Annotated in this window: 26 protein-coding genes; 12 read left to right on the top strand and 14 right to left on the bottom strand. The window is 68.3% G+C overall.

The features are described 5' to 3' along the window. Positions 1-412 precede the first annotated feature (412 nt). Both DTA15_RS38975 and DTA15_RS08465 read left to right on the top strand, forming a co-directional pair. Positions 413-535, top strand: coding sequence for a hypothetical protein (locus DTA15_RS38975; RefSeq protein ID WP_006479692.1), 123 nt, complete (start codon positions 413-415; stop codon positions 533-535). Between the two features lie 58 nt (positions 536-593). Next, a complete protein-coding gene (locus tag DTA15_RS08465; RefSeq protein WP_006490492.1) occupies positions 594-1,547 on the top strand; it encodes a CgnE/CgnB domain-containing protein in 954 nt (317 codons plus the stop codon). A gap of 17 nt (positions 1,548-1,564) precedes the next feature. On the opposite strand, the gene DTA15_RS08460 is transcribed toward DTA15_RS08465, so the two are convergent. Beyond that, on the bottom strand, positions 1,565-2,074 hold the full coding sequence (locus tag DTA15_RS08460) for a GNAT family N-acetyltransferase (protein ID WP_006490509.1): 510 nt from the start codon (positions 2,072-2,074) through the stop codon (positions 1,565-1,567). A 64-nt stretch (positions 2,075-2,138) separates the two neighbouring features. Continuing rightward, entirely contained in the window at positions 2,139-3,170 is a 1,032-nt protein-coding gene (locus tag DTA15_RS08455) for an AraC family transcriptional regulator (RefSeq protein WP_006490497.1), read from the bottom strand. Between the two features lie 263 nt (positions 3,171-3,433). Here DTA15_RS08455 and DTA15_RS08450 point away from each other — a divergent pair, with 263 nt between their 5' ends. The 5 genes from DTA15_RS08450 to DTA15_RS08430 all read left to right on the top strand — a co-directional run bounded on the left by DTA15_RS08450 (position 3,434) and on the right by DTA15_RS08430 (position 9,273). Further along, positions 3,434-5,152: a GMC family oxidoreductase gene (locus tag DTA15_RS08450; protein ID WP_006490508.1), complete on the top strand. Its 1,719-nt coding sequence runs from the start codon at positions 3,434-3,436 to the stop codon at positions 5,150-5,152. Further along, positions 5,139-7,589, top strand: a complete 2,451-nt coding sequence (locus DTA15_RS08445) for an alpha/beta hydrolase fold domain-containing protein (protein WP_006490501.1) — start codon at positions 5,139-5,141, stop codon at positions 7,587-7,589. The genes DTA15_RS08450 and DTA15_RS08445 overlap by 14 nt, the downstream gene beginning before the upstream one ends. 183 nt (positions 7,590-7,772) lie before the next feature. Then, a complete protein-coding gene (locus DTA15_RS08440; protein WP_006490500.1) occupies positions 7,773-8,327 on the top strand; it encodes an arsenate reductase/protein-tyrosine-phosphatase family protein in 555 nt (184 codons plus the stop codon). A gap of 287 nt (positions 8,328-8,614) precedes the next feature. Beyond that, positions 8,615-8,947, top strand: a complete 333-nt coding sequence (locus DTA15_RS08435; protein WP_006490499.1) for a type II toxin-antitoxin system RelE/ParE family toxin — start codon at positions 8,615-8,617, stop codon at positions 8,945-8,947. Continuing rightward, positions 8,944-9,273 carry a helix-turn-helix domain-containing transcriptional regulator gene (locus DTA15_RS08430; protein ID WP_006479699.1) on the top strand — a complete coding sequence of 110 codons (330 nt, stop codon included), beginning with the start codon at positions 8,944-8,946 and terminating at the stop codon, positions 9,271-9,273. The genes DTA15_RS08435 and DTA15_RS08430 overlap by 4 nt, the downstream gene beginning before the upstream one ends. A gap of 24 nt (positions 9,274-9,297) precedes the next feature. On the opposite strand, the gene DTA15_RS08425 is transcribed toward DTA15_RS08430, so the two are convergent. Continuing rightward, on the bottom strand, positions 9,298-11,316 hold the full coding sequence (locus DTA15_RS08425) for a VTT domain-containing protein (protein ID WP_006493340.1): 2,019 nt from the start codon (positions 11,314-11,316) through the stop codon (positions 9,298-9,300). Positions 11,317-11,424: 108 nt separating this feature from the next. Further along, the gene (locus DTA15_RS08420) at positions 11,425-11,877 is read right to left on the bottom strand and encodes a hypothetical protein (RefSeq protein ID WP_006482104.1); all 453 of its coding nucleotides are present in this window, start codon (positions 11,875-11,877) and stop codon (positions 11,425-11,427) included. Positions 11,878-12,202: 325 nt separating this feature from the next. Between DTA15_RS08420 and DTA15_RS08410 the strand changes: the two genes are divergently transcribed. After that, positions 12,203-12,850 carry a response regulator gene (locus tag DTA15_RS08410; protein WP_006495658.1) on the top strand — a complete coding sequence of 216 codons (648 nt, stop codon included), beginning with the start codon at positions 12,203-12,205 and terminating at the stop codon, positions 12,848-12,850. Beyond that, the gene (locus DTA15_RS08405; protein ID WP_012493138.1) at positions 12,847-14,652 is read left to right on the top strand and encodes a sensor histidine kinase; all 1,806 of its coding nucleotides are present in this window, start codon (positions 12,847-12,849) and stop codon (positions 14,650-14,652) included. The genes DTA15_RS08410 and DTA15_RS08405 overlap by 4 nt, the downstream gene beginning before the upstream one ends. A 36-nt stretch (positions 14,653-14,688) precedes the next feature. Here DTA15_RS08405 and DTA15_RS08400 read toward each other — a convergent pair whose 3' ends face one another. The 4 genes from DTA15_RS08400 to DTA15_RS08385 form a co-directional block, all read right to left on the bottom strand. Beyond that, a complete protein-coding gene (locus tag DTA15_RS08400) occupies positions 14,689-14,988 on the bottom strand; it encodes a type II toxin-antitoxin system RelE/ParE family toxin (RefSeq protein WP_006482103.1) in 300 nt (99 codons plus the stop codon). After that, the gene (locus DTA15_RS08395; protein ID WP_006482105.1) at positions 14,985-15,260 is read right to left on the bottom strand and encodes a YlcI/YnfO family protein; all 276 of its coding nucleotides are present in this window, start codon (positions 15,258-15,260) and stop codon (positions 14,985-14,987) included. The genes DTA15_RS08400 and DTA15_RS08395 overlap by 4 nt, the downstream gene beginning before the upstream one ends. Before the next feature lie 107 nt (positions 15,261-15,367). After that, positions 15,368-16,678, bottom strand: a complete 1,311-nt coding sequence (locus tag DTA15_RS08390) for an MFS transporter (protein ID WP_012493137.1) — start codon at positions 16,676-16,678, stop codon at positions 15,368-15,370. 125 nt (positions 16,679-16,803) lie between these two features. Next, entirely contained in the window at positions 16,804-17,829 is a 1,026-nt protein-coding gene (locus DTA15_RS08385; protein WP_006495662.1) for an ABC transporter substrate-binding protein, read from the bottom strand. A 239-nt stretch (positions 17,830-18,068) separates the two neighbouring features. Here DTA15_RS08385 and DTA15_RS08380 point away from each other — a divergent pair, with 239 nt between their 5' ends. Continuing rightward, entirely contained in the window at positions 18,069-18,734 is a 666-nt protein-coding gene (locus DTA15_RS08380; RefSeq protein WP_006486117.1) for a response regulator transcription factor, read from the top strand. Further along, positions 18,721-20,145 carry a sensor histidine kinase gene (locus DTA15_RS08375; RefSeq protein WP_006486115.1) on the top strand — a complete coding sequence of 475 codons (1,425 nt, stop codon included), beginning with the start codon at positions 18,721-18,723 and terminating at the stop codon, positions 20,143-20,145. Before DTA15_RS08380 ends, DTA15_RS08375 begins: the two co-directional genes overlap by 14 nt. 56 nt (positions 20,146-20,201) lie before the next feature. Here the strand turns inward: DTA15_RS08375 and DTA15_RS08370 are convergent, their stop codons facing one another. Next, positions 20,202-20,651 carry a hypothetical protein gene (locus tag DTA15_RS08370; RefSeq protein ID WP_006486119.1) on the bottom strand — a complete coding sequence of 150 codons (450 nt, stop codon included), beginning with the start codon at positions 20,649-20,651 and terminating at the stop codon, positions 20,202-20,204. Positions 20,652-20,736: 85 nt separating this feature from the next. Then, entirely contained in the window at positions 20,737-21,381 is a 645-nt protein-coding gene (locus tag DTA15_RS08365; protein ID WP_006493349.1) for a TetR/AcrR family transcriptional regulator, read from the bottom strand. A 67-nt stretch (positions 21,382-21,448) separates the two neighbouring features. On the opposite strand from DTA15_RS08365, the gene DTA15_RS08360 reads away from it, so the two are divergent. Then, on the top strand, positions 21,449-22,012 hold the full coding sequence (locus DTA15_RS08360) for a DinB family protein (protein WP_006486114.1): 564 nt from the start codon (positions 21,449-21,451) through the stop codon (positions 22,010-22,012). A gap of 15 nt (positions 22,013-22,027) precedes the next feature. Here the strand turns inward: DTA15_RS08360 and DTA15_RS08355 are convergent, their stop codons facing one another. The 4 genes from DTA15_RS08355 to DTA15_RS08340 are packed head-to-tail and all read right to left on the bottom strand — an operon-like array spanning position 22,028 to position 26,702. Further along, on the bottom strand, positions 22,028-22,792 hold the full coding sequence (locus tag DTA15_RS08355) for an ABC transporter ATP-binding protein (RefSeq protein WP_020979738.1): 765 nt from the start codon (positions 22,790-22,792) through the stop codon (positions 22,028-22,030). Then, positions 22,789-23,646 (bottom strand): ABC transporter ATP-binding protein, encoded by an 858-nt coding sequence (locus DTA15_RS08350; protein ID WP_012493136.1) that lies wholly within the window; start codon positions 23,644-23,646, stop codon positions 22,789-22,791. The genes DTA15_RS08355 and DTA15_RS08350 overlap by 4 nt, the downstream gene beginning before the upstream one ends. Positions 23,647-23,657: 11 nt before the next feature. Next, a complete protein-coding gene (locus DTA15_RS08345) occupies positions 23,658-25,469 on the bottom strand; it encodes an ABC transporter permease (protein WP_006483401.1) in 1,812 nt (603 codons plus the stop codon). Between the two features lie 39 nt (positions 25,470-25,508). After that, positions 25,509-26,702 carry an ABC transporter substrate-binding protein gene (locus DTA15_RS08340; protein WP_006483404.1) on the bottom strand — a complete coding sequence of 398 codons (1,194 nt, stop codon included), beginning with the start codon at positions 26,700-26,702 and terminating at the stop codon, positions 25,509-25,511. Positions 26,703-26,723: the final 21 nt, after the last annotated feature.

Below are 26,723 nucleotides of genomic sequence, written 5' to 3'. Positions count from 1 at the left end.
CTCGCGTGCGAACCGCGCGCGGTGCGTGACATCGCGGACCGGTTCGATCGCGGATTCGAACGCCACGCGAATGCGTATGCGGCTTTCGTCAATGACATAAAACGCAGCAATCCGGACAATTGAATTCGAATTAAAAATAGCCGAATTCATTTCGTCGATCCGGATTCCGTCCTCTAAAAAAATGATGCGTGATCTGTCGCCCGTTTTATCCGGTTTTTCCAGTATGTGAAGCGCAAACGCTGCGTGTTTAGCACGTGTCGGCTAAAAACATGGCAACGCATTGCATTCGAAAATTCGTCAGACTAATATCGACGCCACTTGTCCGGGATTCACAAAATGCCGAACGAGGAGCGGCAATTTTTTTGTCGCGCTTTCATGTTGAATCACTCATGTTCACCACAGGAGAATTGACATGCAGGAAACCCAGCAAATCGAATTGCTTGACTGGATGCAGGAAGACACGCACCCCGAGGCCGTCGACATGATGGTCGAGGACGCCGTGGTGCCGTTCGGCACCGCGCTCTGGCCGGTCTGAGCGGGCCACCCGTTCTCGCGGAAGGGCCTCGGCCCTTCCGCCGCTTCCGGAGATACGCATGCTGAACCTGCACCGCGCGCTCGGTTTTCACCCGGCGCTGCGCGCCAAGCTGGCCCGCGGCGAATCGGGAAAACTGCTGGTCGGCTATGACACCCGCAACCGCGACATCGCGTTGCGCGCCTTTTCCGCCCTGCCCGATTCGCTCGACGCGACCACCCTCTGCCTCGAAAGCACCGCGCCCGCCGACATCGCCGTCGCGCTCGACAACGCCGACCTGTTCGTGCTGCTGTACGACTCGTCGTGCCTGCCGACGCCGTCGCCGAGCGGGCCGCCGTTCCTCGCCGCGATCCGCCCCGCGATCGTCGAACACTGGAGTAAATCGGTTTTATTCAAGGATTACGGCCCGCACCTCGACGAGGCGTTCGCCGAATCGCTCGACGACATCGCCGCCCGCAACGGCCGGCTGATCGAGGCGGCCTCGCGCGCGTCGCAGATCCGCTTCATCGACGAAGCCGGCAACGCGCTGACGGGCGCGCTCGCGCCGGACCAGAAATGGACGAGCGTGGACGGCATGGGCAACCTCGACGTCGTGCCCGGCGAGATCGCGACGCACGTGACGGACCTGAACGGCACCGTCGTGTTCAGCGGCACGTTTCTCGGCACCGTGCCGTTCGCGATCAAGTACAAGGTGGCCGAGCGGCTCGCGACGCTGCATGTCGAACACAGCACGATCGTCGATTTCGACACCGACGATGCGGGCTTCCGGCGCGACTTCTCGACCTATCTGGACCGGCACGCGAATCACCGGCGGATCGAGGAATTCGGCATCGGCACGAACCTCGGCATCCGCGGCCTGTACGGCCGCAACGCGGGATTCGAGGAACGCCATCCGGGCCTGCATCTCGGCCTCGGCGGCGGCGAAAACGGCAGCCACCATCTGGACCTGATCTTCGCGCGCGGCACGCTCGCGCTCGACGAGCGGATCGTGTTCGACGGCGCGTTCGCCGTCTGACGCGGCGCGCAGGTGACTCAGGCTTCGGCGGCGGCCGCGTCGCCGAGCCACTTGAACATCACGAGGCAGTCGACGAAGCCGAGCCGCGCGTGACGGTATGCGCGCGGCAGCCGGCCGACGATCTCGAATCCCAGCTTCTGCCACAGCGCGACCGCGACCTCGTTGGTCGCGACCACCGAATTGAACTGCATCGCGAGAAAACCGTGCTCGCGCGCGACCTGCTGCGAGTGCTCGCACATCAGGCGCGCGACGCCGCGGCCGCGCGCGGCCTCGTTCACCATGTAGCCGCAGTTGCTCACGTGCTTGGCCGGCCCGGCCGCATTCGCCTTCAGGTAATACGAGCCGAGCACCACGCCGTCCTCCTCGGCGATCCACGTACAGAGCGGCGCGTCGAGCCACAGTGCGCGTGCCGCTTCGGGCGTCGGCTCGGGATCGAATGCGTAGGTTTCCTGAGCAGCGACGATGGCGCGGTAGGTCGGCCAGAAACGTGCGAAATCGTCGTCGGTCATCGGGCGGATCGTGATCATGCGGGGGGTCTCGTGAGTGTGATGTCAGCAGGCAAGGCAGGCGAACGAGCGATCGTACCGCGATTCATCGCGGGTCGCCCGTTCGCCGCGCCGCGCTGCGATACGCGCCCGGCGGCACGCCGTACCAGCGCTTGAACGCCTGCGAGAAACTGGACAGATCGCTGAAACCGAGCCGCTCGGCCACCTCCGCGAGCGACAGCCGCGCATCGGCGAGCAGCGTCTCGGCCATCGCGCCGCGCGCCTGCGCGAGCAGCGCGCGAAACGTCGTGCCTTCGTCCTGAAGCCGGCGCTTGAGCGTGCGCGGGCTCGTGTTCATCAGCCGCGCCATGTCCTCGAGCGAGAACGGCGCGCTGCCCGGCGTCGCGTTCAGGTACTGGCGCACCATCTCCGACGTGCCCACGCGTGCACGCCGCGCTTCGACGAGTTGGCCGCACATCTGCTCGCACATCGACACCGTCAGCGGATTCGCATGCGGCAGTGGCCGGTCGAGAAACGCGCGATCGAACTCGAGGCTGTTCGCACGCGCCGCGAACGTCGGCTCGATACCCGCGATGCGCGGCGCGACAAGCGCCGGCGAACGCACCGCCTGCAGCGTGAAGCGCGACAACGCGAAATCGCCGCTGGCGATTTCCTGCAGCAGCACGGCCGCGGCCGTCATGTCGCGCTCGACGAGGAACCGGCTCAGGTCGGCGTCGAGTTCCGGCGCGCCGAAGTTGAGCACGCCGGTGTCAGCGGCCTCGCGGTACGTGATGACGGTGTACGCATACGTGAGCGGCAAAAAGCGCATCGCCAGCGCGAGCGCATCGCTCCCGGTCGCGCTCGAGATCAGCCCGTAGCCCCACACGCCGTACGCGGAGAAGTGATAACGCAGCCCGACCTCGAACCCGAGGCCCTGTGCCCGGCCGAGCGCGCGCAGCAGATTGCCGGTCAGCCGCAGTTCCTGCGCGGCCGTCACCTCGACTTTCGGGTCGTCGAGCTGTGCGCTCGCGAGGCCGGTGCCGGCCAGCAACGTGGCAGGCGGCACGCCGCGTTCGTCGCCGAAATCGGCCAGCAGCCGGGCGCTGGCCGGACTCCGGGTGAAATCCCAGAAGCTCATGCGGAGAAACCCTCGAAGCGCCGATTTGGCCCAAATACTAAAACAATTGTCCCCAAGCAGCATTGGTGTTTTCCCACGCGGCCCGCACCATCGGCGTCATCCGGTCGTCGCCCGAACGACGCCATCGCCCCAGGAGGAGACACCATGCGACCGAGTCGCCCGATCGATCCCGCCGCCCGCTTCGCCCACCGGCGCGCCGCCCGTCCCCGCATGCCGACGTGCATCGCGTGACCCACCGGTTACCGAGGAAAGGAGACGATTCCATGAGCAGGACTTTCGACTACATCGTGGTTGGCGGCGGGTCGGGCGGCTGCGTCGTCGCGGGGCGGCTGACCGAGGACCCGGCCGTGACCGTCTGCGTGCTCGAAGCCGGCGGCCGGGGCGACGGCGCGGTCGTCAACGTGCCGACCGGCGCGGTCGCGATGATGCCCACCCGCTTGAACAACTGGGCCTTCGACACGGTGCCGCAGCCGGGGCTCGGCGGGCGCATCGGCTATCAGCCGCGCGGCAGGACGCTCGGCGGTTCGTCGGCGATCAACGCGATGGTCTATATCCGCGGCCATCGCGTCGATTACGACGGCTGGGCCGCGCTCGGCAACGAAGGCTGGGCATACGACGACGTGCTGCCGTACTTTCGCCTGAGCGAACACAACGAGCGCTTCGACGATGCGTGGCACGGCCGCGACGGCCCGCTGTGGGTCAGCGACCTGCGCACCGGCAACCCGTTTCACGCGCGCTATCTGGAAGCCGCGCGACAGGCCGGCTTGCCGCTCACCGACGATTTCAACGGCGCGCAGCAGGAAGGCATCGGGATCTACCAGGTCACGCAAAAGCACGGCGAACGATGGAGCGCGGCACGCGCGTACCTGCTGCCGCACGTCGGGCGACGCGACAACCTGACGGTCGAGACGCATGCGCAGGTGCTGCGCATCCTGTTCGACGGCACGCGCGCAACCGGCGTCGAAGTGCGGCAGCACGGCGAAATCCGCACGCTGCGCGCGCGGCGCGAAGTCGTGCTCGCGGCCGGCGCGCTGCAGACACCGCAATTGCTGATGCTGTCGGGTGTCGGCCCGGGCAGTGCACTCCAGCAGCGCGGCATCGCGGTACGGGCGGACCTGCCGGGCGTCGGCCGCAACCTGCAGGATCATCCGGATTTCATCTTCGGCTACCGCACGCGCAGCGTCGACACGATGGGCGTATCCGTCCGCGGCGGGCTGCGCATGCTGCGCGAATTCGCGCGCTTTCGCCGCGAACGGCGCGGGATGCTGACGTCGAACTTCGCGGAAGGCGGCGGCTTCCTGAAAACGCGTGCCGATCTCGCCGCACCGGACATCCAGCTGCATTTCGTCGTCGCGCTCGTCGACGACCATGCGCGCAAGCCGCATGCCGGTCACGGGCTGTCGTGCCACGTCTGCCTGCTGCGGCCGCGCAGCCGCGGCTCGGTCACGCTGAACGGCGCCGATCCGCTCGCGGCGCCGCGCATCGATCCCGCATTCTTCGACGATCCGCGCGATCTCGACGACATGGTCGCGGGCTTCCGCCTCACGCGTCGCCTGATGGACGCACCGGCACTCGCCAGCTGGACCACGCGCGACCTGTTCACCGCGAACGTGACGACCGACGACGAGATTCGCGACGTGCTGCGGCGGCGCACCGACACCGTCTATCACCCGGTCGGCACCTGCCGGATGGGACGCGACGCGCTCGCCGTCGTCGATCCGCAACTGCGCGTGCATGGCCTGCAAGGGCTGCGCATCGTCGATGCATCGGTGATGCCGACGCTCATCGGCGGCAACACCAATGCGCCGACGATCATGATCGCCGAGAAGGCCGTCGACCTGATGCGCGGCGTATGCCGCGTAGCGGTAGAGCCGCATGCCGAAGCAATCGTCAGGACAGCGACGGATTTCGACGCTACCCTTGCACCCCACGCCGCGCACGATACCGCCCAGCCCGAGGAAACCCGCCATGCTGTCGCCTGATCCTTCCCGTTCCGCCGGCTCCGCCACGCCGCTTGCCGCGATCATCATCGGCGCCGGCTTTGCCGGCATCGGCATGGCGGTCGCGCTGCAACGCGCCGGCATTCACGATTTCGTGATCGTCGAACGCTCGCACGACGTCGGCGGCGTGTGGCGCGACAACCGCTATCCGGGCGCCGCGTGCGACGTGCCTTCGCACCTGTACTCGTTCTCGTTCGAGCCCAATCCGGCGTGGTCGCGCGTGTTCGCGCCGCAGCCTGAAATTCACGCGTACCTGCAACACTGCGCGCGCAAGTACGGCCTCGCGCGATATCTGCGCTTCGGCGCCGAAGTCGAACACGCACGCTACGACGAAGCCGGCGCGCTGTGGCACGTCACGCTGCGCGACGGCACGACGCTGAGCGCCGCGCTGCTCGTCAGCGGCACCGGCCAGCTGAGCCGCCCCGCCATGCCGGACCTGCCCGGCATCGACACGTTTCGCGGCCGTGCGTTTCACTCCGCACACTGGGATCACGATTATGCACTCGCCGGCAAACGTGTCGCCGTGGTCGGCACCGGTGCATCGGCGATCCAGTTCGTTCCGGCGATCGCCGGCGACGTGCGGCGCCTGACGGTGTTCCAGCGCTCGCCGGCCTATGTGATGCCGCGTCCCGACCGCGCGTATCGCCCGTGGGAAAAGGCGCTGTTTCGCCGGCTGCCGGCGGCGATGAAACTGCATCGCGCATCGATCTACCTGCACTACGAAGCGCGTGCGATCGCGTTCACGCGCCTGCACGGGTTGATGAAGGTCGCGGTCGGCCGGCCGTTTCGCAAGCTGCTCGCGCGCGACGTGCCGGACCCCGCGCTGCGCGCACGGCTCACGCCCGACTATCCGGTCGGCTGCAAGCGCATCCTGTTGTCGAGCGACTATCTCGCCGCGATGAGCCGCGACCATGTCGAGCTCGTCACGCAGCCGATCCGGCGCGTGACCGAGGACGGGATCGAAACCGCCGACGGCGTGCATCATCCCGTCGACGCGATCGTCTACGGCACCGGGTTCGCGGCGACCGAGTTCCTGTCGCCGATGCGCATCACGGGCCGCGGCGGCCTCGAACTGAACGATGCGTGGCGACGCGGCGCGCAGGCGTATCTCGGGCTCACCGTGCCCGGCTTTCCGAACTTCTTCATGCTGTACGGCCCGAACACCAACCTCGGTCACAACTCGATCGTCTACATGCTCGAAAGCCAGATCGCGCACGTGATGCGCTGCGTGCATGCGATGCGTCGCGACGGCGCGCGCGAGATCGACGTCGACGCGCGCCGCTACCGGCGTTTCAACGTGCACGTGCAGCAACGGCTCGCAGGGTCGGTATGGAGCAATTGCAAGAGCTGGTACGTCGATGCGTCGGGACACAACAGCACGAACTGGCCGGGCTTCACGCTGACCTACCGGTGGATCACGCGCTTCACCGGCATGTCCGCGTACCGCTTGTCGCAGCCGCTGCCCGCGGCGGCCTCGCCGCTGCACGGCACGATGGTCGCGCCGCCCGCCGGCAGACTCGAAGCCTTCACGGCCGCTTCGTTGCGCGGTTTCCTGCGCGTCGCGTTCCGGCCGCTGATCGGGCCGCCGTTCGGCGCGCGCATGCAGCGCCGCGTCGTCGCGCTGCTGTCGCCGCTGATGCCCGGCGCGGGCGGCACGCTGCGCTACCGCACGTCGGCGCAACGCGTGCCCGTCGAAGTCGTCGCGCCGAAGCGTGGCGATACGGGTGGCGCGATCCTCTATCTGCACGGCGGCGCATTTTGTCTCGGCGGGCCGCATACGCATCGCGGCGTGACGACGCGCCTCGCGAACGACGCGGGGCTGCCGGTGTGGGTGCCCGATTACCGGCTCGCGCCCGAGCATCCGAGCCCGGCCGCGCTCGACGATGCACTGGCCGCCTACGATGCGATGCGCACGCAGGGCTATGCGCCACACCGGATCGTGATCGCCGGCGACTCCGCCGGTGGCGCGCTGGCGCTGGCGCTCGCCATCGCGCTGCGCGAGCGCGGCGAGCCGGCTGCCGCCGCGCTGCTGCTGATCTCGCCCGTGACCGACCCGGCGCTCGACGGCGCGACGCTGGCCTCGCGCCGCCACGACGATCCGATGATCCGGCGCGGCTGGCTCGAACAGGGCCTGCGCTGGTATCACGGCACGGGGTCCGCCGCGGCGCGCGGCCCGCTCGACACCGACCTGCGCGACCTGCCGCCGATGCTGATCCAGGCCGGCGACCAGGAAGTGCTGCTGTCCGACGCGCAGCGCCTCGCGGAGCATGCGCATGCGTGCGGCGTGCTGTGCCGGCTGGAGATTCATGCGGCACGCTGGCACGTGTTTCATCTGCAGGCGTTTTATCTGCGCTCGGCGCGGGATGCGTTGCGTACGTTGGCGGGGTTTGCAGCGGAACGTGTCGCCTCGCCGGCATGACGATGAAGCAGCGACGTACGACGCTCGGCGCCGGCCCGAGCGTCGCACCCGCTTGCAACGAAGCGACACCGACTTGCGAAAACCGGCCGTTTATTTTTTTCCGCCGCATGCGGCCGTCATGATTTCCCGCAAACCCCGGTGCGTCACCGGGGCGAGCAACCACCCCACCCTGGCGGAGACATCATGAAAAGAAGGCACACCCTCGGCACGCTTGCGCTGCTCTGCGGCGTCGGCATCCAGTGCGCGACGTCGGCATGGGCCGACGAACCGAAGAAGGTCGCGTTCGTCGACACGGGCAACACCGGGCGCAGCGTGATGGCGGAAGCGATTGCCGGCCAGTTGATCGCGCAGCGCCACGCGCATGTCGCGGTAATTTCGCGCGCGGTCGACGAGGATCCGTACGACGAAAAGCCGGAGGAGAACGGCGTGATCCTGATGAAGCGCCGCGGGATCGACACGTCCGCGCATCGCGCGGCGCAGTTGAACGCGAACGACGTCAAGCATTCGGACGTCATCCTGACGATGACCGACAAGCACAAGGAAAAGGTGCTCGCGCTCTATCCAGCGGCGGCCGGCAAGGTGTTCACGCTGGCCGAGTACGCGAGCGGGAAACACGTCGACGTGCCCGACGCATGGGGCAAGCCGATCGACTTCTACGAATCGGTGACCGCGCAACTCGATACGTACATTCCGGCGGCACTCGACAAAGTCGCGACCGCCGTGCCGGCGAAGCAGTAGCGCGGGAATCTGCCGGCTCGCGGTACACATCGCGAGCCGGCAAACCCTCCACCCAGTCGTTCCTCTCGCTCTCCGTCTCCGAGCGCATCCCCCCTCATCACGCCATCGATACCGGCCATTTGGCCGAATCGTCGCGCGCCCGACCGGATGAAACAATGATCGTCGTCCGGGAGGTCCGCTCCATGCCCTGACAGCCGAACCATGAAGACGCTGCATGCGCGTCGGCTGTGAAGCCATTGCATGCGACCCGATTCGTTCCATTGATTTTTTGTAGCTTATAAGTTACAATGCTCTCCAAGTTCGAACTGCTTCGCTATCAGCGCGACGACGGTCGCGAGCCTTTCACCGAATGGCTGAACGCCGTGCGTGACAAGCTCGCGCAGGCACGCATCCGCGAGCGCCTGCGCCGCGTACAGACCGGCAATTTCGGCGACTGCGAGCCGGTCGGCGAAGGCGTGATCGAACTGCGCGTCCATGTCGGCGCCGGCTATCGCGTGTACTTCGGCCGGCACGGCAGCGCCCTGGTGCTGCTATTGTCAGGCGGCGACAAGGCGAGTCAATCCGACGACATCCGGCGCGCAAAGGAACACTGGTCGAACTGGAAACGGAGGCAAATGTGAACAAGCTCAAAGGCGCGGTATCGCACCACGACGCAGAGGTCGCCGAACTCGGCGCCGACCGCGAGCTCGCGGTCGCCTATCTGCGCGTCGCGATGGAGTCGCTCGACGACCCGGACAACCGCGCGGCCGGCCTGCTCGCGCTGCGCACGGTCGCGGAAGCGTATGGCGGGCTCGGCGCCGTCGCGGCCGAAGCCGGCATCAGCCGCGAATCGCTGTATCGCACGCTGTCCCCGAACGGCAACCCGACGCTGAAGACCCTGCTCGCGGTGCTCAAGACCGTCGGCCTGCGCCTGTCCGTCGTTCCCGCGCAGCCGTCGCACGCGTAAGGGGCGCACGGCACGCGCACCCCCTCACGGCCTCACCATCCACACCAGCAGCATCTCGTCCGGCGCGACCGTCACTCCCGCCGGCCGATGCGCGATCGTCGGCTCGACCGCCAGCGCCTGCGCGATCGCCGCCGCATCGTCGATCGTCGTCGTGCGCACGATCGTCATCAGCCGCGCCGGCCGGCGCAGCGTCTCGCGATACAGCGCGCCGTACCACAGCGGCCGCATGCCGAGCGCATCCTGCAGCACGTACGGATAACGCCACAGCCGCAGCACGAAACGGCTTTCCGGGTGGGCCGGGTCGATATGGACGAACACGCGCCGCGTGCTTTCGCCATGCGTATAGCGCGGCAGCACGGGCAGCGTATCCGTCGGCGCCTGCGGCAACAGCCAGCGCAGCGCGGTGGCCGGCGACCACGGCGTCGCACGCTGCCAGCCGGCCTGCGCGAGATGCCGGTCGAGCGTGTCCGACGTCGCGCTCCATTGCAGCGGCAGATATTCCTCGCGGTCGCCGCCGATCTCGGTACGCCGCGTCGGCACGCGCTGCCAGCCGCCGCGCAGCCACTGGTCGACGGTCATCGCGACCACGTCGCCGACATGCGGACGCGCCGCGCGATCGAGCTGCCATTGCGCGGGCACCGTCCATACGCCGGCCGTCGCGAGCACGACGACGACCGCGACGAGCGCGCCTCTCGGCTGCACATGCTCGCGCACGCGCCAGTACGCATAGGCGCCGGCGAGCAACGCGAACCACGCGAGCCCGAGGCTCCATCCGCCCAGCAGGCCCGACAACCAGGTGTCGCCGACGTACAGCCGCGCGAAACCGCCGAGCACGATCCACAGCACGACCGCGGTCACGACCGGAATGCGCCACAACGCGGGCCGGTCGCGCGTGAGCACCCAGCCGAGGCCGCTGCTCGCGAGGATCGCGAACGCGGCGTCGGCGTCGGGCAGCGCCACGTGCGGCGCGCCGGGCGGCAGGCTCGCGGGTGTCGCGCCCGGCACGCCTCCGCCGAACACCGGCACGAGCACGACGGCGACGCCGACCGTCGCGAGCCACCACGCAGCCGACAGCCAGCAGCGATGAATCATCAGCCAGACGAGAAACGCGGCCGCGACGATCAGCCCCGTGTCGTGCCCATGCAGCACGGCGAGCGCGCTCATCGCGGCGTCGACGGGCGGCGTGCGCAGGTTCTGCAGGAACGCGTACAGCGCGATGTCCGCGTGCATCAGCGGATCGTTCGCGACGACGTCCTGCACGATGCCCGCGAACAGCCACACACAGCCGATGAACAGCAGCGCGAGCACGGGCACCGCGCCCGGCAACCCGCGCAGGTACGCGATCCCGTCGTGCAGCCGCGCGCCGAACCGCGGCCAGCGGCGCGCGCAGGCATGCAGGGCTTCGGCGAGCGCACGGCACAGCAGCGGCCAGCCGCGCCGCAGCGCGATGCGCACGCCGATCCACACGAGCGCGACCAGCGCGGCGACGACCAGCAGGATCGCGGCGACCCGCACGCTGATCGCCGCGGCCAGCGCGGCCGACGCGCCGAACAGGATGCCGGGCGCGACGTGGACAGGCGCCCACACGAGCGCCGAGATCACGTTGACCGGATAGAACGACCGGCGCGGCAGCGTCGCGCAGCCGACGACGACCGGCACCACCGCACGCACCGGCGCGAGAAAACGCGCGAGCACGATGCTCTTCATGCCGTGACGCAGCACGAATTCCTCGCCGCGCGCGTAGGCGTTCGCATAGCCGAAGCGCGCCCATGCGTTGCGGATCATCCCGCGGTAATGCCGCCCGAGTTCGTAACTGATCCCGTCGCCGATCACCGCGCCGACGGCCGCGACGCCGATCGTCGCCCACGCGTCGAGCGCGCCCGCGCCGATCAGCGCGCCGGCCGCGAACATCACGGCGCCGGCCGGCACGATCGTGCCGATCAACGCGATCGCCTCCGCGCAGGCGGCCACGAACACGATCGCCAGCACGAGCAGCGGATGCGCGCCGATCGCACCGATCCACGCATGGATCGTGTCGCTCATCACACGCTCCCGAACGGTGCGGCCCGGCGCGCGAACGGCGGGCCGGCAGGGGCATTGGATACGTTCATCGCGACATGCGCACGCTCGCGCCGGTGTCGGGGTCAGGGGTCAATCGAATTCGTGTTGTCGCGCGTCGGCCTCGAGCGGCGCATCGTGGTAGCCGACCGTCGCGACCTCGTGCAGATAGCGCGCAAGAAACGCGCCGATCGAGCCGGCGGCCTCGTATTGATGCACATGCCGGAATTCGTGAGTCAGCAGGCGGCGCGTGTCCTGCCCGCGCAGCACGTACACCGCATGGCCGAGCGTGAGGCCGATCGTCCCGGGCGCGAGCAGCCCGGTGTCGCGGGCGAGCGCGGCAAGCGTCGGCGTGTCGGGAAACGGCATGCGATCGACGGCCGTCACGCGGATCCGCTCCGGTTGCGCGACGCCCACCGTGCGCGCGTCGTCGGCTTGTGCCGGCGTCAGCGGCGTGCCCCGCGCGAGCCCGCGCGCCGCCTCCGCTTCGGCCCACGCGACAGCGGCGGGCAATGCGGACGGCAGGATATCGGCAAGGTCGATCATCGCAGGACTCCTTGGTTGACGCGAGTGGCATCGGGCACCAGTTTAGTCCCGAATCGGACCGGTTCGCGGACCGGTTGCCGTGATGCCGCGCCGGCCCCGCGCGGGTGCCACGATCACCCGGGAATACCCGGATCCGGATGCGCGTCGCGCCGTACCCTTTCCCGTGAATTATTTCGTTTCAGTGCACATTCCGCGTTCAACCCTCCCGAAAATTTCTCGAACGAGTACCGTTTTCGGGTCCGGGGGCATATATTGGTCAGAAGAACGGCCGCGGCGACAACCGGACGGCAACACGCGGCGTCATCCCGAAGAGGATCGCTGGAAGATGATCAGGGTAATTCTGGCTGACGATCACGCAGTCATGCGGGACGGACTGCGTCACATCCTGGAGATGGCCGGCGGTTTCGAGATCGTCGGCGAGGCGAGCGACGGCTCGGGCACGCTCGCGCTGGCCGAGCGCACCGTCGCCGACGTGCTGCTGCTCGACCTGTCGATGCCCGCGCCGACCGGCATCGAGCTGATCCGGCTGGTCAAGCGCCAGGCGCCGTCGCTGCGCACGCTCGTGCTGACGATGCACGCGGAAACGCAGTATGCGGCGCGCGCATTCAAGGCTGGCGCCACCGGCTACCTGACGAAGGACAGTGCGACCGCCGAGCTCGTCGAAGCCGTCGGCAAGGTGGCCGCGGGCGGCATCTACGTGAGCCCGTCCGCGGCCGAAAGCCTCGCTCGCACGCTGCGCGCGCCGGCTCAGGTATTGCCGCACGAGCGACTGTCCGCGCGCGAACTCGACGTGATGCGCCGCATCGTCGCCGGCCAGACGGTCACGCAGATCGCGTTTGAACTCGCGCTGAGCGCGAAGACGGTCAGCACGTACAAGACGCGCATCCTCGACAAGATGGCGCTGCCGCACGAAGCCGCCCTGATCCGCTACGCGGTGCGCCACGATCTCGACCTCGGCGCCGACGACGCATGATGGCCGCCTTCCGCTTCCCCTCCGCACCGCTGCCGCCGCCGCCGAACGACGACGATCCGGATACGTCGCGCCTGTTCATGTCGTCGCTGCCGCCGGGCCGGCGCGAGCGGCGGCTCGCGCTCGCGACGGTGCTCGTCTCGGCCGTGATCTTCGCCGCGCTCGCACCGTTCGCCACCCTGCCGCTCGCGCCGGGCTGGGCGTTCATTCCCGTGTACCAGTCGGCGATCGTCGTCAACGACATGGTGACGGCCGGCCTGCTGCTCGGCCAGTACGCGATCCTGCGCGAGAAGCCGCTGCTCGTGCTGGCGGGCGGCTACCTGTTCACGGCGTTCATGGCCGGCACGCACATGCTGACCTTCCCCGGCCTGTTCGCGCCGCGCGGCCTGCTCGGCGCCGGCGAACAGACCACCGCGTGGCTGTACCTGTTCTGGCACGGCGGCTTTCCGCTGTCGGTCGCCGCATACGCGCTGCTGCGCGCAGCGTCGCGCGGGCGCCCGGCTCCGGCCCCGCAGCGCCGCGCGGCGATTCCGGTCGTTCTCTGCATCGCGGCCGCGATCGGCGCGACGGTCGCGCTCGCGCTGCTCGCGACCGCCGGCCACGACCTGTTGCCGCGCATCATGAGCGGCAACAGGATGACCGCGACGATGACGAACGCGATCACGGTCGTCTGGGGGCTGAACCTCGTCGCGCTGATGCTGATGTGGCGGCAGCGGCGCCGCCATTCGGTGCTCGATCTGTGGGTGATGACGGTGCTCGTCGCGTGGCTGTTCGACATCGCGCTGTCGTCGATGCTGAATCACGGCCGCTTCGACCTCGGCTTCTATGCGGGGCGTGCGTACGGTCTCGTCGCGTCGGGCGTCGTGCTGTTCGCGATGCTGTTCGAGAACGGCCGGCTGCATGCGCAGACGGTGCGCGCGCTGGCCGGCGCGCGCTACCAGCATCTGCTCGTCGCGCAGAAAAGCGCGCAGTTGAACGAGGCGAACGAACGGCTCGAACAGCGCGTCGCCGCGCGCACCGCGCAGCTGAGCGCGTCGAACCGCGACTTGCGACGCGAAGTCGAGGAACGCGTGCGCGCGGAGCGGGCGCTGCAGGCGTCGCGCGAGGAGTTGCGCGAGATCGCCGCGATCAGCGCCAGCGCGCGCGAAGCCGAGCAGCGCCGCATCGCGCGCGAACTGCACGACGAACTGGCGCAGACGCTCGCGACGCTGAAGAACGATCTCGAATGGCTGATCGACCGCGTGCCGCAGGACGACGCGTCGCTCGCGCGCAAGATCGCGGCGATGCATGCGCTCGCGCGCGGCGCGGTGGCCGCGACCCGCCGCATCGCGTCGGACCTGCGCCCGCTGATGCTCGACGATCTCGGCTTCGCGGCGGCGATGCAATGGCTAGTGGAGGATTTCCGGCACCGTCACGGGATCGCGTGTGCGCTGCACGTCGAGCCGCCCGAATTGCAGCTCGACGAGCCGTATGCGACGGCCGTGTTCCGCATCGCTCAGGAAGCGCTCGCGAATGTCGCCCGGCACGCGGCCGCGTCGCATGCGAACGTCGAACTCGTGTGCGGCGGCGAAGCGATCGCGCTGACGATACGCGACGACGGCGCGGGCTTCGATCCCGCGGTGCCGCGCAAGTCGAGTTCATTCGGGCTGGTGGGGTTGCGCGAGCGTGCGTATCTGGTCGGCGGCACGCTGCGGATCGCGACGACGCTCGGCGAAGGCACGACGGTGGAGGTCGAGATTCCGCGGGTGCCGGCGCCTGTGGCGGTCGCGCATAGCGTGGACGGGGATTCGCGAATCAATCGCTGACCAACGCGGCAACGACAACCACCGCATCGTCACGTATCAGAGGTAATCATCTTCCCGTTGGTGTCGTACGGCTAAAATCGTAACTTGCTCGGCTGCTTCAATCTCGAACAGCAGGACATAGCCCGACGTGCCGAAGGACACGATCAGCTCGCGCAAAAATGGATTTCCGTGATCGACCTTGCGGCATGTGAACGGAAACATGCGGAGCATGGCGACACCTTGTTCGATCGCGTCCACAGCCCGCGCCGCCGCATCCACATCACATTCGAGCAAGTATCGATACATCCGTACCAGATCCTCACGGGCCGCACGTGTATATCGGACCCGATAGATCAATCAGCCGCCTTCGCTGCACGCGCAGCCTTCAGCATACCCTCGAGTTCGGCCTGCACGTCGGCGGCATCGACGTATTCACCGGTACGACGCGCCTCGTCGCGCGATGCGAGGCCACGGGTTACAAACTCGCGTTGCAGACGGCGACGCGCGATCCCGTCGCGCAGCGCCGACTCCATGAACGCAGACAACGTCTCGTTTTCCTCAAGGACCGACTCTGCCTCCTCCCGCAATTGCGGATCGACACGCAGCGCCGGCATGGTCGCGGTTTTCATCGCACACTCCATGTATTACATATGTAATGCATGGTAGCACACTCACTTTTTCGCGTGCAGTCAGCCATTCGGCCTAACCCACGTATCCCGGGCCAAGCCGCGCCCCATCACGCCCGCGCCGCCACCATCCCCCGCTCCGAGCGCGTCCACGCGACCAGCGCGCCGACGCCGAGCAGCGCGAGGCACACGATCGGCACGATCATCGGCCCGAACGCGGTGCCCGTCACCTTGCCCGCGAACGGCATCAGGTTCTGGCTGAAGAAGCCGCCGAGGTTGCCGATCGAGTTGATCGCCGCGACGCTCGCGGCCGCCCGCGCGCCGGTGAAATAGCGCGGCGGCATCGACCAGAAGCACGGATACAGCAGCGGGATGCACGCGCCGCCGAGCACGAGCGCGATGAAGCGCAGCGGCGTCGACGGCAGCACGAGGCTCAGCAGAAAACCGAGCGCACCGAGCGCCGCGACGATCGCGATCGTGCGCAGGATGCTCTTCGCACGCCGCAGCTTCGACGGCAGCCACACCAGCAGCACCACCGCGAGCGCCCACGGCAGCATGCTCAGGAACCCGTTCGTCGTGCTCGACACGCCGAACGACTTCACGATCGTCGGCAGCCAGTACGTGACGCCGTACAGCGACGTCGACATCAGCATGTAGGTCGCCGCGAACAGCATCACGCGCGGATCGAGCAGCGCCTTCCACGGCTGGCCGTGCTCGGCCTGCGCGGGCTTCTCGCGCTCCAGCGCGGCCGCGACGATCTGCTTCTCGCGCGCGTCGAGGAACGGTGCTTCGCGGAACGACGCGGGCAGCACGCGGAACACGACGATCGCGACGATCACGGCGGGCAGGCCCGTCGCGACGAACACCCACTGCCAGCCCGCGAGCCCCCACACGCCGTTCAGGCTCAGCAATACGCCGCCGACCAGCGAGCCGAGCATGTTCGCGAGCGCGCTGCCGAGCGTGAAGATGCCGAGCACCTTCGCGCGGTAGCTCTGCGGGAACCACAGCGTCAGGTAATAGATCACGCCCGGATAAAAACCGGCCTCGGCGATGCCGAGCACGAAGCGCAGCGAGCAGAACGCCGGCATCGACGTCGTGAAGCCCATCAGCACCGTGATGAGCCCCCACGTCAGCATGATCCGCGCGAGCCACACGCGTGCGCCGTAACGATGCAATGCGAGCGTGCTCGGCACCTCGAACAGCAGGTAGCCGATGAAGAACAGCGACGACGCGAGCCCGAACGCGGCTTCCGTCATCCCGAGGCTGTGCACCATCTGCAGTTTCGCGAAACCGACGTTCTGCCGGTCGATGAACGCGATCAGGAACATCACGACGAGGATGGGCAGCAGGCGCCGCGCCATCTTCGACATGATGCGCTGTTCTTCGGCGGACGCGGGGTCCAGGGTGTCGGTAGCGTTCACTTCAGGCTCCTTGCGTGAATCGGTTGCATATCGGTTGAATCGGCGGGTTGATTCGGCGTCGCGCGTGACGAATGCGCCGGCGTCAGCGGGTTCGATGAATGGATTCGGTTGGCCGCAGGCGTGGCTCAACCCGACCGGTAGTCGTCGAGCATCGGCGCGAACATCTCGTGCCACGCGCGCGGCTTCGCCTTGATCGTGCCGGCCAGGTACAGGAATTCGACGTAGTCCATCAGCTGGTTCGGCAGCACCGAGAAGCGCGTGTCGGGCGCGGCGAGCATCCGCATCACGTCGTCGTGCGACACGCCGACGCCCGACGACGTCGCATACAGCGCCGCCGCCGCACGCGGGTCCTGCGCGATCAGGCGATTCGCTTCGTCGAGCGCGCCGAGAAACGCGACGGCGAGCGCGGGCTCCGCATCGACGAGCCGCTTCGGCGCGAACACGACGTCGAGCGTCATCGGGCCGAGCACATCGACCGAGCTCACCACGCGATGGATGCCCGGCTGCCGCAATTCGAGCGTCGAGAACGGCGGCGACGTAAAGTGCGCGGTCACGCCGTTCTCGCGGCGGATCAGCGCCTGCATCGCCTGCGGATGCGGCAGGTTCACGGTGATCGAATCGAGCTGCGCGAAATGCCTGGGGCCGAGCTGCCGGCTCGCGACCATCTGCAGCACGACCGCCGACAGCGACGTGCGGATGCCCGGCACCGCGATCCGGTCGGACGGCGCGAAGTCGCGCAGCGACACGAGGCCCGGCCGGTTCGCGTTGAGCGACAGCGACGTGGTCGACAGCCCGCTGATGCCGATCACCTCGACGTTCGGAATGCCGCGCGCCCGCGCCCATAGCTCGATGAAACCCGGCGCGCCGGCGCCCGCGAAATCGAGCGTGCCGGCCATCATCGCGTCGTTGACGGAATTGCCGCCGTCGAGCAGCACCCATTCGACCGCGACGTCGCGCACGCCGTGGCGCGCCGCATGCCGCTCGAACAGCCGCTGCTTCTCCATCACGAGCAGCGGCAGGTACAGCACGCCATAGCCTTTCGAGATCCGCACCGTGCGCGGCTTCGCGCGCACCAGCGCCGGCGCCCCGAGCACGCCCAGCACGCCGAGCCCGGCGGCGATCAACGCGCGGCGGCGCGGCGACGTCGTCATGCACGCACCGTCGACGTGCGGCGAACGGCCAGCCGCCACGCGCGGGCCGGCGTGGCGCCGCGGCGCGCGTTCGTCGTGCCCGTGACATGCTGCATCTTGCCGTCTCCTTGAATATTTCTGGTATTAATGCCGTCCTTGCATCCGCTTCCGGCTCGACACAGGTTATCGACCGAGTCTGAGAAAATGCTGACATCCCGGCCTCGGGAAAACCCCTAACCCCTCTACCTGCAAACGGCACCATGCGTATTCTCGTCGTGGAGGACGATGCCGAAATCGGCGCGGCGATCCGCGGCCGCCTGGCCCGGCTCGGCCACGCCGTCGATCTCGAAACCGACGGCGCGACCGCGAACGGGCTGCTACGCGTCGAGCGTTTCGATCTCGTCGTGCTCGATGCGAATCTGCCCGGCATGGACGGCTTCACGGTCCTGCGCAACCTGCGCGCGTCGGGCAGCACGACGCCCGTGCTGCTCGTCACCGCGCGCTCGGCGATCGACGACCGCGTGAGCGGCCTGGGCCTCGGCGCCGACGACTACCTCGTGAAGCCGTTCGACTACCGCGAACTCGACGCACGCGTGCAGGCGCTCCTGCGCCGCAACAGCGGCCACGCGAACGACGTGCTGACGCTCGGCGGCCTCGTGATCGACCGCAGCAGCCGCCTCGCGGAACTCGACGGCCAGCCGCTGTCGCTGTCGCGCCAGGAATTCGCGCTGCTCGAAATCCTCGCGAGCCGCCCGCAGCGCATCTTCTCGAAGGAAGAACTGCTGAACCAGTTGTTCAGCTTCGGCAACGAGCCGACCGCGAACGCGGTCGAGCAATACGTGACGCGCGTGCGCAGGAAGCTGCAGGGCAGCTCGGTCGAGATCCGCACCGCCCGCGGGATGGGGTATCAGATTGCCGCGCATTGACTGGTTTCCGAAGACGCTGTTCGGACGCACGCTGCTGTTCATCGCGCTCGTCGTCGCGACCGGCGCGCTCGCGCTCGCGGCGATCGCGCGCTACTACGCGGGCGTCGCGGCCGAACGCGCGTACGACCAGTTGCTGGCGGGCGCGTCGATCCAGGTCGCGGAAAACCTGTACGTGCAAGGCGGCGTGCTCGCGCTGAATCCGCCGGTGGCCGCGCTGTCGACACTGTCGCGCTACGACCTCGTCTATTACAAGGTGGTCGATTCGCGCGGCGTCGTCGTGGCCGGCTACAACGACCTCGCGAGCCCCGCGACGCTCGCCGCCGCGAAGCAGGGCCCCGCGTTCGCGAACGCCGTCTACCAGGGGCACCGGATCCGCACCGCGACGACCGCACGCTACATGCCCGAGGAAAGCACGCCCGGCTGGGCGCTCGTGACGGTTGCGCAGACAACCAACGCGCGCCAGCAGCTGACGAACGACATGAGCCTCAAGGTGTGGACGCTGATCCTGCTGATGAGCGTGCTCGCGGTCGGTGCGAGCGGCCTCGCGATCCGGCGCGGCCTGCGCCCGCTCGCGCAGATCGGCGCGATCATCGCCGCACGCGACCCGGCCGACCTGCGGCCCGTGGCCGTCGATACGCCGAGCGAAATCGACGCGATCATCGGGTCGATCAATGGCCTGATGCACCGCCTCGCCGAGCGGATCAACGCGATGCAGCGCTTCATCGCCGACGCCGCGCACCAGATGCGCACGCCGCTCGCGCGGCTCGACGCGCAGATCGAGCTGCTCGACGGCGAATCCGACCCCGCGCGTCACGCGGCGCGGCTCGATGCGCTGCGCGCGACCTCGTCGGACGTCGGCCGGCTCACCGGGCAGTTGCTCAATCACGCGATGGTGATTCATCGCACCGAGGCCGTGCCGCTGCAACCGGTCGACCTCGTCGCGCTCGCGAAGGAGGTGCTGGGCCGCACGATTCCGCTCGCCGGCGAGCGCGACGTGGCCGTCGCGTTCGCGAGCGACGCGCCGCATGCGTGGATCGACGGCGATGCGATCAGCCTGCAGGAAGCATTGTCGAACGTGCTGCACAACGCGCTGCTGCATGGCCATGCGGACGACATCGTCGTGTCGGTCGCGACCCAGGGCAACGCGGATCAAGCCGTGACGCTGACCGTCACCGACAACGGGCGCGGGATACCGCGCGAGCACTGGGACGCGGCATTGCAGCCGTTCGTGCGGATCGCGCCGGACGGCAGCGAGCGGCGCACGGGGTCCGGGCTCGGGCTCGCGATCGTGCAGGAAGTGATGAAGGCGCACGGCGGGCGCGTCGGGTTCGCGTTTCCCGATGCGGGCGGGTTCGCGGTGGTGCTGACGTTTCCGCGGGCGACGACGACGCACGCCGCACGCGACGCTTAGACAACCGCGGATCCGGCGCAGGTACGCTCGATCGAACGCCGCCGGGCGACACGCGTTCAGTCGTCGCTGTCCCGATCGTCGTCGGTGTTGCGCTGCGCGTGTCGCGCAACCCGTTGATCCAGCGCGTCGTACTGACGGTCGCAGAACAACCGGCACAACGCATCGACGTCGACGCGCCTTCTCACGTCGATCGTCTCGACGTGCTGCTCCAGCTTTCCCTTGCCGATCCCGAAGAGCCCCTTCTTCATCCGCATGGACACCACATTCAGCTGGAAGCCGTCCGAATGCGCATCCGTCAACGCAGTCACCCACAGCTCGCGCTGATCGTCGGCCTGCTGCAGCACGAGCGCCGGCAGCGGGCCGTCCTGCGTCTCGTTCCATTCGACGTGCTGGGCCGCCCAAGGGAACGCATCGAATGCGTGAACGAACGACGCGTAGTCGGTCGCGCCCTGCTGATCGAGCTGATTGACATCGTAGCCGACTTTCTGGATGGAACAGGTCAACATGGCGCGGCAACCCCGTGGTGTTCGAAATCAGGAGAGCGTCAATCTACCGCGAATTTCGGTATCCGTTACGATTTTTCCGGTCGGCTCATGAACGCACATTCGCCGTCGCCGAGCGGTGATCTTCGAGGTAAGTGCCGGCCAGCCTGACGAGCTCGCGCTTCAGTTTCGGATCCCCTAGCAGCCCGCGCCGGGCCGCGTTGTGCACGACACCTTCGAACGCGGACGACAGCACCTGCGCGGTCAACGTATCGGCCTTGACCGGCGCACGCCCGCGACACGCGGCAACGATCAGCGCATACCGGCGCAGATATTCCTTCTGAAATGCGTCATACGCGTCTTTCGCACCGCCCGGATCGGGGAGATCGAGCAGCGCCCGGTGCAGCGCAGGGTAATCGCGGTGCGCGGCGATCAGGTCGCCGATCAGACCTTCGAGCCGACGCCCGGCGCTCGCCTGACGGTCATGCGCGCGCTGCAGCACGGCGAGCACGTCGTCGAAATGGCGACGCCGAATCGCATCGACCAACGCGAGCTTGTTCGGGAAATACTGATACACGGAGCCGATGCTCACCCCGGCGACTTGCGCGACCTCGTTGGTCGTGAATCCGGCCCATCCGTGCTTGTCGAGAACGCGAGCCCCGGCCGTGACGATCACGTCCACCGTCGCACGCGAACGAGCCTGGCGCGGGGCTTTGCGCATCGCGGCGACGGCATTGGAAACGCGAGTGGACATGCGGGCTCCCACTGAAAATAATGGTGACGAAGCTCACATATTAGGTGAACCCGACGAGGAAACGACCATGAGCGCGAACGCACTCCTGTCCCGCATGCTGCGCTACCAGGCATGGGCCAATGACGAAATGCTGAAGGCGATGTCGGGGCTCGACGCGGAGCGGCATGCGCAAGCACGTCATCTCGCGCTGCGGCTGATGAACCATTGCCTCGTGGTGAACCGGATATTCGCCGCGCATCTGAGCGGCGAGCGTCACGGCTTCGTGTCCGACAACACGCCTGACACGCCGGAGCCGGAAGCGCTGCGCGCGGCATTCGCCACGCTCGATCGCTGGTATCTCGACTATGTGGCAACCGCCACACCCGACATGCTGTCGGAATCGATTCCCTTTCTGTTTACCGATGGCGACAACGGATACATGACGCGCGAAGAGATGCTGACCCATGTCGTCACGCACGGCGGCTATCATCGTGGCGAAGCGGGCAGACTGATGGTTCAGGCGGCTGCGCTCTCGGCACAGGATATCGAGCTCCCGTGGGACACGTACGCGGTTCACTTGCATCGGACAGAGCCCGAGCGCAGGCTTCAAGGCAAGCTCGGCGACGCGCACTCAGCGAATGCCGGGCGATGAAACGCGCCACGCCCACTACACCGCCACCGCCTCCCCACCGAGATACGCATCGCGCACGCGCTCGTCGTCGAGCAGCGTTTTCGCGGGCCCTTCCAGCACGACGCGCCCCGTCTGCAGCACGTACCCGTAGTGCGCGATCTCCAGCGCGAGGCTCGCGTTCTGCTCGACCATGAACACCGTCACGCCTTGCCGGTTGATCGCGTCGATCAGTTCGAGCACCTTGTCGACGTAGAGCGGCGACAGTCCCATCGTCGGCTCGTCCATGCAGATCAGCTTCGGTCGCGCCATCAATGCGCGCGCCATCGCGAGCATCTGCTGCTCGCCGCCCGACAGCGTGCCCGCACGCTGCGCAAGCCGTTCGCGCACCCGCGGAAACAGGTCGAGCACACGCTCGTAGTCGTCGGCCACCGCCGCGCGATCGCCGCGCGTGTATGCACCCATCAGCAGGTTCTCGCGCACGCTCATGTCGGCGAACAGCCGCCGCGCCTCCGGCACGGCCGCGATCCCGCGCCGCACGCGCTGCGGCGTCGCGAGCGCCGTCACGTCGTCGCCGTCGAAACGCACGACGCCGCGCTTCGGCCGCATCAGCCCGAGAATCAGCTTCATCGTCGTCGACTTGCCGCTCGCGTTGCCGCCGAGCAGACTGACGATCTGCCCGCGACCGACCTCGAAGTTCACGTCGAAGTGCACCTGCACCGGTCCGTAGAACGTGTCGAGATGTTCGAGTTTCAGCAGCGCATCGGTCATGGTCGTATCGGGTTCCGGGGATAGTACGCTCATGCGGCCGCCTGCACGGTCCGATCGGCCGACGTGCCGCCCGCATGACGGCGGCCGAGATAGGCCTCGATCACGCGCGGATCGTGCCGCACGTCGCGCGGCGCGCCCTCGGCGATCTTCACGCCGTTGTCGAGCACCATCACGCGGTCGGACACGCGCATCACGAGTTCGAGCTTGTGCTCGATCAGCAGGATCGTCAGGCCGCGCGCCTTCAGCGACTGGATCAGTTGCAGCATCTCGGCCGTCTCCGTCTCGTTCATCCCGGCCGTCGGCTCGTCGAGCAGCAGCAGGCGCGGATGCAGCGCGAGCGCGCGGCCGATCTCCACGCGCCGCCGGTTCGCATACGACAGGCTGTGCGCCGGATGATCGATGCGCGGCGTGAGCCGTTCGCCGAAGCCGGCGACGATCGCGCGCGCTTCTTCGCGCAGTTCCGCTTCCTCGCGCCGTACCGACGCGGGCCGCACGAGCGCGCGCAGCACTTCGGCGGCCGCGCCGAGCGCCGGCCAGCCCGGCCGTGCCGCGCGCAGCCGCGCATGCGCGCCGATCAGCACGTTGTCGAGCACGCTCAGGTTGCCGAACACGCGGCCGTGCTGGAACGTGCGCGCGATGCCGAGCGCCGCGAGCCGTTCCGGCGCGGTGCCGGTGATGTCGCGTCCGTCGAACGTCACGCGGCCGGCGTCGGGCCGGTCGGCGCCCGCGATCAGGTTGAACAGCGTCGACTTGCCCGCGCCGTTCGGGCCGATCACGCTCAGCAGTTCGCCGTCGGCCAGCGTCAGGCTCGCGCCGTCGAGCGCGGTCACGCCGTCGAAGCGGCGCGTCAGGCCCTGCACGTCGAGCAGGGGTCGAGTGGTGGTCATCGCATTCCTCCTCACACCGTGCCGAGCAGGCCCTGCGGCCGGAACCGGACGAGCAGCAGCAGCACGAGGCCATAGATCAGCATCCGGTAGTCGGCCGCCCAGCGGAACAGCTCGGGCAGCCCGATCAGCGCGATCGCGCCGACGATGCCGCCGAGCACGTTGCCGAGCCCGCCGAGGATCACCATCGTCAGCGCGAGGATCGACACCTGCGAATCGAAGGTCTGGTGATTGATGTAGCTGTACAGATGCGCGGCGATGCCGCCGCTCACCCCGGCCGCGACGCCGCCGACCGCGAACGCGATCGCCTTGTAGCGGTTCGGCGCGATGCCGTGCGCACGCGCAGCCACATCGTCCTCGCGCACCGCGCGCAGCGTGCGGCCGAGATGCGAACGCAGCAGCCGCACCTGCACGAGCGCGAACACGACGAGCACCGCGAACGTGAACCAGTACGCGGCGCGCGCGGTGGTCGCCCACGGCAGCGGCGCGATGCCGGTGATGCCGAGCGGGCCGCGCGTCAGGCCGTCCCAGTTCAGGATCACGAGGCTCACCACTTCGCCGATGCCGAGCGTCGCGATCGACACGTAGTGCCCGCGCAGCCGGAACGCCGGATAGACGAGCAGCGTGCCGAGCACGGCGGTGATCACGCCCGCGCACGGAATCGTCACGGCCGGCGACCAGCCGAGATCCGACGACAGCAGCGCCGACGCATACGCGCCGATCACGAGCAGCGCGGCGTGGCCGAGCGAGATCTGCCCGACCGTGCCCGCGACGAGCGTGAGGCTCAGCGCGAGCAGCCCGTACAGCCACGCGTTGGTCAGCGTCTGCAACACGTACGGCGATGCACCGAGCCACGGCAGCACGGCCGCCGCCGCGATCAGCACGACGAGCACCGGGCGCGGCACGCGCACGGCTTTCGCGGCGGCGAGGAAGGTGCCCGTCATCGGCTCGGGCGGCAGCGCGCGATCCGCGCTGAACAAGCCGTTCGGCCGCCACACGAGGAACACGATCAGCAGCCCGAACGCGAACAGGTCGCGATAGCTGGTGCCGAACAGCGCGACGCCGTAGCTTTCGACGAGACCGAGCAGCAGGCTGCCGGCGATCGCGCCCGGCACGTTGCCGAGCCCGCCGATCAGCAGCGCGACGACGCCTTTCAGCGTCGCCTGGAAACCCATCGCCGGATCGATGCTGTTGTAGTACATGCCGACCAGCAGCCCGCTCACGCCGCCGAGCGCGCACGCGATCGCGAACACGGTCTGGTTCACGCGATCGACGTCGACGCCCATCTGCAGCGCCGCGTCGCGATCCTGCGCGGTCGCGCGCACGGCCCAGCCGAGCCGCGTGAAGCGCAGGAAACCGTACAGCAGCGCGGCCGCCGCGATGCCGATACCCGCGATCAGCAGGTCGAGCGAGCCGAGCGTCGCGCCGGCGATCCGCACGTGCCAGTCGGGCAGCGGCGTCGGCACCGCGCGCGGGTCCGCGCCGAACGCGAGTTGCGCGAGCTGGTCGAGGATGAAGCTGATGCCGATCGTCGCGAGCAGCGGCGCGATGCGCGCGGCATGGCGCAGCGGCCGCAGCCCGATCCGTTCGATCGCGATGCCGAGCGCGCCGCAGCCGACCACGACCGCCGCGAGCGCGACGGGTAGCGGCAGCCCGAAGCGCGTCAGGCACAGCCAGCCGATGAATGCGCCGACCATGTACACCGAGCCGTGCGCGAAGTTGATCAGGTGCGACACGCCGAAGATCAGCGCGAGCCCGACCGCGAGCAGCGCGTAGATGTTGCCGACGATGAGGCCGTTGAGCGTGTAGTCGAGCCAGGAAGCCATCACGATGCGTCCGTCAGGTGCAGGCGGTTCAGGTCGGGTTCAGCGCGCCGCGAGCTGCGGCTTCGCGCCGTCCCACAGCGCCCACTGCCCCTGCTTCACGACCAGATAGACCGTGCGCGCGCCGGCGACGCGACGCGTCTGCGGATCGAAACGCACCTTGCCGAAGATCACGCTCGGCACGTCGCTGATCTTCGCGAAGCCGTCGTGCGCGGCCTGGCGCGTCGTGCCGTAGCGGCGCAGCACCTCGGCCGACAGGATCAGCGCGTCGTACGCACGCGCGACGAACGAATCGGGATCGGCGTGGAATTTCGCGCGATAGCGCTGCACGAACGCCTGCACCTCGGGGCGCGGTTCGGCCGGGAAGAAGTTCGATTCCGTATAGACGCCTTCGACGGCCGTGCCGCCCAGTTCGAGGAACTTCGGCGAATACACAGAGCCCACCGCCGCGATCGGCAGTGCGACGCCCGACGTGCGCGCCTGACGCACGATCTGCGCGCCGTCCGCGTAGTACGAGATCAGCACGATCGAATCGGGCTTCGACGCGCCGATCCGCACGAGCGTCGAGCGGAAATCCTTCTCCGCCGGCTGGTAGCCTTCGGCCGCGACGACCTGCGCGCCGAGCCCCGCCACCGCCTTCGCGAAGATGTCCTTGCTGGTGCGGCCCCAGTCGGTGTTCAGGTACAGCACCGCGATCCGCTTGAAGCCGAGTTCCTTCACCGCATAGCGCGCGAGCAGCGGCTGCTCCTCGGCCTGGCTCAGCGCGGTGCTCCACAGATAATCGCCGCCCTTCGTGAAATCCGGATGCGAATTCGTGAAGCCGAACTGGATCAGTTGCCCGCGCTGATAGATCGGCGACGCTGCCATCGACGTCGCGCTCGAGAAATCGCCGAGCTCGATCGCGATGCGCGGATCGGCGACGAACTTCTGCGCGATCGCCACTGCCTGGCGCGGATCGCTGCGGCTGTCCTGGAAGTCGATCGCGAGCGGCCGGCCGTGAATGCCGCCGCTGCCGTTGATCTCGTCGAGCGCGAGATCGAAACCGCGCTTCCACTGCTCGCCGTATTGCGCGTCCTGGCCCGTGAGCGGGCCGCTCACGCCGATCACCACCGGCTCGCCCGACACGCCGGCCGCGAGCGCGCCGCCCGTCGACAGCCCCCATGCGGCAGCGAGCGCCGCCACCGTGCCCAGCACGCGTCGCCATGCGCCGCGCGCGTCGTTCCCCGAAACGTTCATGCGTCCCCCAGCTTCAGTCAG

Origin of the sequence: Burkholderia cenocepacia (assembly GCF_900446215.1) — a bacterium.
In the GTDB taxonomy this organism is placed as follows: domain Bacteria; phylum Pseudomonadota; class Gammaproteobacteria; order Burkholderiales; family Burkholderiaceae; genus Burkholderia; species Burkholderia cenocepacia.
The sequence above is the reverse complement of the archived record's forward strand: the minus strand, read 5'-3'. Positions and strand labels throughout refer to the sequence as shown.

Bases quoted from the DNA above. Each gene is read 5' to 3' on its own strand.
- DTA15_RS08385 (WP_006495662.1), bottom strand. From the start codon at position 17,829: ATGACGACGTCGCCGCGCCGCCGCGCGTTGATCGCCGCCGGGCTCGGC.
- DTA15_RS08360 (WP_006486114.1), top strand. From the start codon at position 21,449: ATGAGCGCGAACGCACTCCTGTCCCGCATGCTGCGCTACCAGGCATGG.
- DTA15_RS08440 (WP_006490500.1), top strand. From the start codon at position 7,773: ATGAAAAGAAGGCACACCCTCGGCACGCTTGCGCTGCTCTGCGGCGTC.
- DTA15_RS08425 (WP_006493340.1), bottom strand. From the start codon at position 11,316: ATGAGCGACACGATCCATGCGTGGATCGGTGCGATCGGCGCGCATCCG.
- DTA15_RS08395 (WP_006482105.1), bottom strand. From the start codon at position 15,260: ATGAAAACCGCGACCATGCCGGCGCTGCGTGTCGATCCGCAATTGCGG.
- DTA15_RS08355 (WP_020979738.1), bottom strand. From the start codon at position 22,792: ATGAGCGTACTATCCCCGGAACCCGATACGACCATGACCGATGCGCTG.
- DTA15_RS08410 (WP_006495658.1), top strand. From the start codon at position 12,203: ATGATCAGGGTAATTCTGGCTGACGATCACGCAGTCATGCGGGACGGA.
- DTA15_RS08450 (WP_006490508.1), top strand. From the start codon at position 3,434: ATGAGCAGGACTTTCGACTACATCGTGGTTGGCGGCGGGTCGGGCGGC.
- DTA15_RS08380 (WP_006486117.1), top strand. From the start codon at position 18,069: ATGCGTATTCTCGTCGTGGAGGACGATGCCGAAATCGGCGCGGCGATC.
- DTA15_RS08350 (WP_012493136.1), bottom strand. From the start codon at position 23,646: ATGACCACCACTCGACCCCTGCTCGACGTGCAGGGCCTGACGCGCCGC.
- DTA15_RS38975 (WP_006479692.1), top strand. From the start codon at position 413: ATGCAGGAAACCCAGCAAATCGAATTGCTTGACTGGATGCAGGAAGAC.
- DTA15_RS08435 (WP_006490499.1), top strand. From the start codon at position 8,615: ATGCTCTCCAAGTTCGAACTGCTTCGCTATCAGCGCGACGACGGTCGC.
- DTA15_RS08465 (WP_006490492.1), top strand. From the start codon at position 594: ATGCTGAACCTGCACCGCGCGCTCGGTTTTCACCCGGCGCTGCGCGCC.
- DTA15_RS08405 (WP_012493138.1), top strand. From the start codon at position 12,847: ATGATGGCCGCCTTCCGCTTCCCCTCCGCACCGCTGCCGCCGCCGCCG.
- DTA15_RS08345 (WP_006483401.1), bottom strand. From the start codon at position 25,469: ATGGCTTCCTGGCTCGACTACACGCTCAACGGCCTCATCGTCGGCAAC.
- DTA15_RS08370 (WP_006486119.1), bottom strand. From the start codon at position 20,651: ATGTTGACCTGTTCCATCCAGAAAGTCGGCTACGATGTCAATCAGCTC.
- DTA15_RS08445 (WP_006490501.1), top strand. From the start codon at position 5,139: ATGCTGTCGCCTGATCCTTCCCGTTCCGCCGGCTCCGCCACGCCGCTT.
- DTA15_RS08420 (WP_006482104.1), bottom strand. From the start codon at position 11,877: ATGATCGACCTTGCCGATATCCTGCCGTCCGCATTGCCCGCCGCTGTC.
- DTA15_RS08455 (WP_006490497.1), bottom strand. From the start codon at position 3,170: ATGAGCTTCTGGGATTTCACCCGGAGTCCGGCCAGCGCCCGGCTGCTG.
- DTA15_RS08340 (WP_006483404.1), bottom strand. From the start codon at position 26,702: ATGAACGTTTCGGGGAACGACGCGCGCGGCGCATGGCGACGCGTGCTG.
- DTA15_RS08365 (WP_006493349.1), bottom strand. From the start codon at position 21,381: ATGTCCACTCGCGTTTCCAATGCCGTCGCCGCGATGCGCAAAGCCCCG.
- DTA15_RS08460 (WP_006490509.1), bottom strand. From the start codon at position 2,074: ATGATCACGATCCGCCCGATGACCGACGACGATTTCGCACGTTTCTGG.